Source organism: Pseudomonas emilianonis (assembly GCF_023072625.1).
GTDB classification, from domain to species: Bacteria; Pseudomonadota; Gammaproteobacteria; order Pseudomonadales; family Pseudomonadaceae; genus Aquipseudomonas; species Aquipseudomonas paraveronii.
Map to the genome: position 1 here is coordinate 1 of NZ_JAKNRV010000380.1, position 4,706 is coordinate 4,706.

The 4,706-nt window shown below is 57.8% G+C and carries 6 protein-coding genes and 1 pseudogene; 2 read left to right on the forward strand and 5 right to left on the reverse strand.

All coding sequences use genetic code 11. From position 1 onward, the window contains the following. Positions 1-122: 122 nt before the first annotated feature. The 3 genes and pseudogenes from L9Z73_RS25640 to L9Z73_RS25650 all read right to left on the reverse strand — a co-directional run. Positions 123-716 (reverse strand): annotated as a pseudogene (locus tag L9Z73_RS25640) (GIY-YIG nuclease family protein); the annotation flags it as partial. Position 717: 1 nt separating this feature from the next. Further along, the gene (gacA, locus tag L9Z73_RS25645; RefSeq protein WP_247407148.1) at positions 718-1,359 is read right to left on the reverse strand and encodes a response regulator transcription factor GacA; all 642 of its coding nucleotides are present in this window, start codon (positions 1,357-1,359) and stop codon (positions 718-720) included. Positions 1,360-1,524: 165 nt separating this feature from the next. Further along, positions 1,525-1,881, reverse strand: coding sequence for a helix-turn-helix domain-containing protein (locus L9Z73_RS25650; protein WP_247407151.1), 357 nt, complete (start codon positions 1,879-1,881; stop codon positions 1,525-1,527). A gap of 83 nt (positions 1,882-1,964) precedes the next feature. Between L9Z73_RS25650 and L9Z73_RS25655 the strand changes: the two genes are divergently transcribed. Next, positions 1,965-2,171 carry a DNA-binding protein gene (locus tag L9Z73_RS25655; protein WP_247407154.1) on the forward strand — a complete coding sequence of 69 codons (207 nt, stop codon included), beginning with the start codon at positions 1,965-1,967 and terminating at the stop codon, positions 2,169-2,171. Positions 2,172-2,257: 86 nt separating this feature from the next. On the opposite strand, the gene L9Z73_RS25660 is transcribed toward L9Z73_RS25655, so the two are convergent. Beyond that, positions 2,258-2,707, reverse strand: a complete 450-nt coding sequence (locus L9Z73_RS25660) for a GNAT family N-acetyltransferase (protein WP_247407157.1) — start codon at positions 2,705-2,707, stop codon at positions 2,258-2,260. A gap of 1 nt (position 2,708) precedes the next feature. Beyond that, the gene (locus L9Z73_RS25665) at positions 2,709-3,476 is read right to left on the reverse strand and encodes a carbon-nitrogen hydrolase family protein (RefSeq protein WP_247407160.1); all 768 of its coding nucleotides are present in this window, start codon (positions 3,474-3,476) and stop codon (positions 2,709-2,711) included. Between the two features lie 619 nt (positions 3,477-4,095). Between L9Z73_RS25665 and L9Z73_RS25670 the strand changes: the two genes are divergently transcribed. Further along, the coding region (locus L9Z73_RS25670) for a 3-deoxy-7-phosphoheptulonate synthase (protein ID WP_247407163.1) at positions 4,096-4,706 on the forward strand (611 nt) is incomplete at its 3' end.

The window sequence follows — 4,706 nt, forward strand, 5'->3', positions numbered from 1 at the left end:
CCAGATACTCATACATCGCACTCGGACCGGCCGACTCTAGAAGCGCTTCGGCTCTATCCAGCTCCACTTTACTTAGCGCTTGAGGCATCACAACTCCTTAGTACTTATCATTTTACTTTTGAGAGGAACATCACCGAATGGCGCACATCCTCGGCGTACTCCGCCGGCTCAACCAGGCCGACACAGGGCGCCTTGCAACGCTTGATCTGATATTGCAGGCACGGCCGGGTGCGGTTCTTGTAGAAACTGTCTTCGCACTGACGCACGAAAAAGGTCTTTTGCAGCAGGCTCAGGCTTTCGCGAATCGCACCGGCGCTTGGGTAAGGTCCGAAGTATTTGCCCTTCTGCTTCTTCGCGCCCCGATGAATACTCAGGCGCGGGAAGTTGCCGTCAGATAAAAACACGTAGGGGTAGGATTTATCGTCACGCAGCAGGATGTTGTAGGGCGGCCGCCATTCCTTGATCAGCGTCTGCTCAAGCAGCAGCGCCTCGGTTTCATTCGCGGTGATGGTGGTTTCGACCTGGGCGATACGCGCCACCAGGGCGGCGGTTTTCGGCGTGAGGCCGGTCTTGCGAAAGTAACTTGCCAGGCGGCTTTTCAGGTTCTTGGCTTTGCCCACATACAGCAGGCGCGCCTCGCTGTCGAACATGCGGTACACGCCGGGGCGGCCGCTGCAGGTCGAAAGAAAGGCACTCGGATCAAACGGTGTGGTCATGTCAGGCGCTGGCGTCCACCATGCCGTGGCGCACTGCGAGCAGGGTCAATTCAACATCACTGCTGATGGCGAGCTTCTCGAAAATGCGATAGCGGTAGGTGTTGACGGTCTTGGGTGACAGACACAGCTTGTCGGAGATGACCTGCACCTTCTGGCAGCCGACAATCATCAAGGCGATCTGGATTTCCCGCTCGGACAGCACATCAAACGGCGAGTCGCTGGTGGGCTGGAAGGATTTGATCGCCAACTGCTGAGCGATCTGCGGGCTGATGTAGCGCTGGCCGGCAAATACCAGGCGAATGGCTTGAACCATCTCTGCCAGGCCTGCGCCCTTGGTCAGGTAACCCGCTGCCCCCGCCTGCAGCAGGCGCGTAGGAAACGGGTCTTCTTCGCACACGGTAACCACCACGACTTTGATGTCCGGATGGCTGCGCAACAATTTGGTAGTGGCACCAAGACCGCCGATCCCAGGCATCTTGACGTCCATCAACACCACATCGGGTTTCAACTCCCGGGCCTTGATCAGGGACTCCTCCCCCGATTCAGCCTGGCCGACTACTTGCAGGCCATCGATGTCAGCCAGCATTCGTGTAATGCCTGTACGAACGAGATCATGGTCATCGACTACTAGCACCCTAATCAAGCAGACACCTCGCGATATGGTCTTATAGGTTGCTGAACACCTTAGCAAAAAACCAAGGCGCAGACCTAGTTGCAAGTGTCATATATATAGCGTTTGAGCGCGAAGAGCGTGCCCGTCGAACGACGAGCAGCGCTGTTTTCTGGGCGAAAGGTCAGGAATTGCGGGCTATAGCTTGAATTTGCCGTTCACTTTCAGGGTTGCCGAATGTTCGGCCAAGGTGGAGGTCAACCGGCTGATTGCATCCTGGTCCTCTTTGAACATCGACCGGTAGTTGCCCAGCACTTTTTCTTCTATCTGACTCAGATTATCCATTTGAGCCGGCGTGGGAGCTCCCGTTAATACGTAAAGGAGATCCACGCCTCTTTCGGCCACACGCGATAAATAATCGGCTTTCGGGGCACGCCCACCGTTTTCATATTTTCCTTGTGCGTTCGCTTCTACGCCTCCAATTTCGCCAAACACTTTTTGCGACAAGCCAAGCCGCTCTCTTTCTTGCCTTAAACGCGAACCGATTCCACTCATTTGGATGTATGATCCTAAATTGGCACCCTTCAAGAGGTGATACGTTCATCCCTTGATTAAACAAACTTGAACGGTTTTGAACTATGCCCGGAATTCGTACTGCTGCACAAGCCAAGGCTTGGCTTGAACATCAAGGTAAGTCAGTTCAAGCGTTCGCCCGGGAACACGGTGTCGACCCCGCAACCACTTATCAGGTGCTCGCCGGGCGCAAGAAAGGACGGCGTGGAGAGGCCCATAAGGTAGCGGTCCTTCTGGGCATGAAAGAAGGCATCATCCTTGCCGATGAATGAGCCCCTGAGGCAGGAACAGGAAATTTTATCCTAAACGCAGTATGCGCTTATTAAACAGCTGTGCCTGTTTTGCGCAAATGAGTCACTTATTGGTCCACAGGTTTGGGCCGACAATCGCGCTCCATGCGCCAGAAGCATGCTTCCTCACCCGCAACTTGCAAACCCTTGCGCTGATAAAGCCTTTTTGCCGGATTGGTTTTAAACACGGTCAACCGTAAAAGACCGCGACCTTGGCCGCATGCCTTGAGCGCCATTTGCTCCAGTACCCAGTTGCCTGCTCCGCGCCCACGCAAAGATTCGAGAATATGCAACTCGCGAATATACAGCGCCTGGCTATCGCGACTCAGGCTGATGAAGCCCATCACGGTGTCGTTGCTACAGATCAACCAATTCTCGCGCCCCGCCCAGGCGACGTCGAAACCATCGTTGGACCACAGCAAATCGTATTGCGCGTAGTAGCCGCGCATGGCCTCGTAGGTCAGCGTCCGGGCAAATGAGCGATCCTGGTCAGTCGCCGCGCGCAAGTGAAACGTCATGTCATCGAACCTCTTCAGCACACAGCGCTACCGATCGGCCGGTCCAGCGCCCGCTGTCGCGATGAGCAATGACCAGTGCATCGCCCACACCCGGCGCGGCAGCAAGCAAATGCCCATCGGCAGCCCAGATAGCACTGCGCCCCGCACACGCCCAGCCGCCCGATGGGCCACCGTGATTGGCCATCAACACCACCAGGCCATGCTCGGCGGCATAGCCCTGAAGCAGCGCACTGTCCGTTGCGTAGCCGCCTTCGCTGATCAGCACGCCGGCGGCGTATACCGTGGCTCCCGCTTGTGCGGCCTGACGTGGATGGCTGGCGTGGGAGAAGTCTGCGCAGACCGCCAGCGCAATTCGGTCATCCCCCCACTCGAGTGCAACACCGCCCTGCCCCGCGACAAACGCCACCTCTTCGCCGGGATGCAGATGCTGCTTGGTGTAAACCGCAAGCGAACCGTCTGCTCCCAGCACCAATGCGGCGATCAACACGCCCGCCCCTGGCGTCAAGCGGATCGGCATGCCCACCACGGCGGTCAAGCGCAGCGCCCGCGCCATCTCGCGCAGAGGCGTTAAAAGCGCGTCCGCGGGTGCTATCGCCAATTCACCCGCCAAGGACGGCTCATAGCCGGTCAACGACAGCTCTGGAAACACCAGCAGTTGCACGCCATGCCCAGCCGCTGCGCGCATGAACGCCAGGTGCCGTTGGATATTGGCCGGCACGTCGCCCGCGATGGAAATGGATTGAGCAACCGCAAGGGTCAAGGCAGTCATGGTCGCGTCCCAGCAATCAGTATCGAGTGGCGACCAGCATATCGGCACTCACCCCATAGCCGTAAGTACCTCCACACAATAGAAATTACTGATTGAATCCACCCGTGCGCCTCTAGTAAGCTCCCACCATCATTTGGAGAAACACCATGTTGCAACTCACCCACACTCAGGTTTGCCCTGCTGCCAGCGCCTCGCGCTCGGTGTTGGCTACCCGTGTGAACGGTTTGAGTGCACGAGTCAGCTTTTATTTTGGGTATTGGTTTAGCCACTGGCGCGCCTGATACCTGAAATCGGCGCCCACTGCTCAAGGGGTCGCCTACCAGAGAAATCTAACCCCCGGTCGGCTCCCCGATCGGGGGTTTTGCTTTTTCAGCCCTGAACACTTTGTTTGATCAAGAACATTTAAAGGAATCACGACATGAACTACGCCACCTATTACCGCTACGACACCAGCACCGCATGGCGATTTAGCAAGCTCCGCTCGGGACAGCCTGCCGCCTCCGATCGGTCGCCTATCGGTGGCAAGCCAGCACACGTAGCCACTACGGCCAATTGTCGAACACCCCAGTAGGGCAGAGCGCGCGGGAATCGCCCGCCGCTTGCCCAGGAAGCCTTGAAGATGAACTCCTCCGTCGCCGCTCTGCCCGTTTCTGCCCTGACCAGCGCCAATGAAGCACTGACCCTGCGCTTGCCCAGCGCCCTTGAGCTCAAGCACCAGTTGCCGCTCAGCCCATTCCTCAATGAACAAATCCACGCCCATCGCCAAGCCGTGCGCGCCATCCTCAATGGCGAAGATTCACGTTTGCTGGTGATCGTTGGCCCGTGTTCGATCCACGACCCGGAATCGGCCATGGAGTACGCACGCAACCTGAAGAAACTGGCGTTGGAAGTCAGCGACCAGATGCTGCTGGTAATCCGCGCCTACGTCGAAAAACCGCGTACCACCATCGGCTGGAAAGGTCTGGCCTACGACCCGCACCTGGATGGCAGCGATGACATGGCCGCGGGCCTGCGTCTGTCCCGCGAACTGATGCGCGAAATGCTGCGCCTGGGCCTGCCGGTCGCCACCGAGTTGCTGCAACCTATGGCCGCCGGCTACTTTGAAGACCTGCTCAGTTGGGTCGCCATCGGTGCGCGCACCACCGAGTCGCAGATCCACCGCGAAATGGCCAGCGGCCTGGGCATGCCAGTCGGCTTCAAGGAATACTTCGAGCAGGAAAATTACGAAGA

Coding starts and splice junctions, on each gene's coding strand:
- L9Z73_RS25650 (WP_247407151.1), bottom strand. CDS start 1,881: ATGAGTGGAATCGGTTCGCGTTTAAGGCAAGAAAGAGAGCGGCTTGGC.
- L9Z73_RS25655 (WP_247407154.1), top strand. CDS start 1,965: ATGCCCGGAATTCGTACTGCTGCACAAGCCAAGGCTTGGCTTGAACAT.
- L9Z73_RS25660 (WP_247407157.1), bottom strand. CDS start 2,707: ATGACGTTTCACTTGCGCGCGGCGACTGACCAGGATCGCTCATTTGCC.
- L9Z73_RS25665 (WP_247407160.1), bottom strand. CDS start 3,476: ATGACTGCCTTGACCCTTGCGGTTGCTCAATCCATTTCCATCGCGGGC.